This is a genomic window from Parvibaculum sp. (assembly GCF_035325945.1).
Taxonomy (GTDB): Bacteria; Pseudomonadota; Alphaproteobacteria; order Parvibaculales; family Parvibaculaceae; genus Parvibaculum.
In genome coordinates, this window is record NZ_DAOKYX010000043.1 from 13,291 (window position 1) to 14,944 (window position 1,654).

2 protein-coding genes are annotated in these 1,654 nt (G+C 60.5%); both read left to right on the top strand.

Annotated elements, in window-relative coordinates:
- Positions 1-158 precede the first annotated feature (158 nt).
- Positions 159-545: a response regulator gene (locus tag PKA57_RS14125; protein WP_324301655.1), complete on the top strand. Its 387-nt coding sequence runs from the start codon at positions 159-161 to the stop codon at positions 543-545.
- 238 nt (positions 546-783) lie between these two features.
- Positions 784-1,654: cbb3-type cytochrome c oxidase subunit I (locus PKA57_RS14130; protein ID WP_324301657.1), on the top strand; the 871-nt coding region annotated here is incomplete at its 3' end.

A 1,654-nucleotide genomic window follows, 5' to 3' on the forward strand; every position in this document is an offset into this window, starting at 1 on the left:
AAGGCGGCCGGCGTGCCGCGAGCCGGAATTTCCCTTAATTTGCCGGTTGATTGGCGTGAAATGGCCCGATCCTAGGGAGAAATCCGTATATCCGGGACAATGCCGCGCACCTATATCTGTCCATAAGAAGCGGGGTCGCCTTTGAGGGATGGGTAGGAATGGGTTCGCAGCGTATGGTGCATGTCGTCGATGATGACGACGCGGTGCGCGATTCCATGCGCAGTTTGCTGGAGGCTCATGGCCTGACCGTCCGCGAGTATGATTCCGCGGGCGCGTTTCTCTCGGCCGATGGCGAGGAAGGAGGCTGTCTCCTCCTCGATCTTCACATGCCGGGCATGAGCGGCCTCGAACTGCTCGAGACGCTTCGCGAGAAGCACAACGACATTCCGACGATCATGATGACCGGCCGCAGCGATGCGGGCCTCAGGGCTCGCGCGCAAAGGTCTGGCGCGCTCGCCTTTCTCGACAAGCCGGTCGATGAGGAGCAGTTGATGAGCACGATCGATCGGGCATTGTCGGACAACGGCGCGAAGCTTCAGCTCTGACGCTTTATATTTTCGCTGGCCTTGCCGATGTTTCGTGTGTGGCGCGTGAAGCAAGTTCCATGCCCGCTGCGCTGAATATCTCGTGACTGCGTCAATCTCCCGCAGCGGCGAACCGCCCTACGTACATTACCGGATTCTATCGTAGAAAGCCGGTCGGCATGGTGAATGCCACGGATAACTTGAAGGAGATCGTCACATGGCGGTTTCGGGCGGGGCGGCACAGCGTCTCTACGGAACAATGACAACCTCATCCTATCTCGCCATTCTGCTGTTGGCGGCTGGGGCTGTCATGGGTTTGATCGTCGCGGCGAAAGCCGTCGACATTCCGATGGCGATTCACGCCTGGGTTTTCACTCTCTCTTTCGCAACCGCCATCATGGCGATCGGCGTGCGCCATTTCCGGGCGCTCGAGCGTCGCCCGGATGCCGATGACGGCGTCGGCTACAACGACAATGTCGTCAAGGCTGGCGTGATCGCGACCCTCTTCTGGGGCGTGGCGGGCATGCTCGCGGGCGTCTATATCGCGAGCGAACTGGCCTTTCCGGCGCTGAACTTCGACCTCGCCTATCTGAATTTCGGCAGGCTTCGTCCCGTCCACACGTCCGGCGTCATTTTCGCGATGGGCGGCAACGCGCTCATTGCGACGTCCTTCTATGTCGTGCAGCGCACCTGCCGCGCCCGGCTCGCCGGCAATCTTGCGCCCTGGTTCGTCTTCTGGGGCTACAACCTCTTCATCGTCATCGCCGCCACGGGCTATCTGATGGGCGTGACGGAGAGCCGCGAATATGCCGAGCCCGAGTGGTACGCCGACATCTGGCTGACGATCGTCTGGGTCACCTATCTGCTCGTTTTCCTCGGCACGGTGATGCGGCGCAAGGAGCCGCACATCTATGTGGCGAACTGGTTCTATCTCGCCTTCATCGTCACCATCGCGATGCTGCATCTCGGCAATAACTTGTCGATTCCGGCGACCGTCTTCGGCAGCAAGAGCCATGCCCTCTTCTCGGGCGTGCAGGATGCGCTGATCCAGTGGTGGTACGGCCACAATGCGGTGGGCTTCTTCCTGACCGCGGGCTTCCTCGGCATGATGTACTACTTCGTGCCGAAGC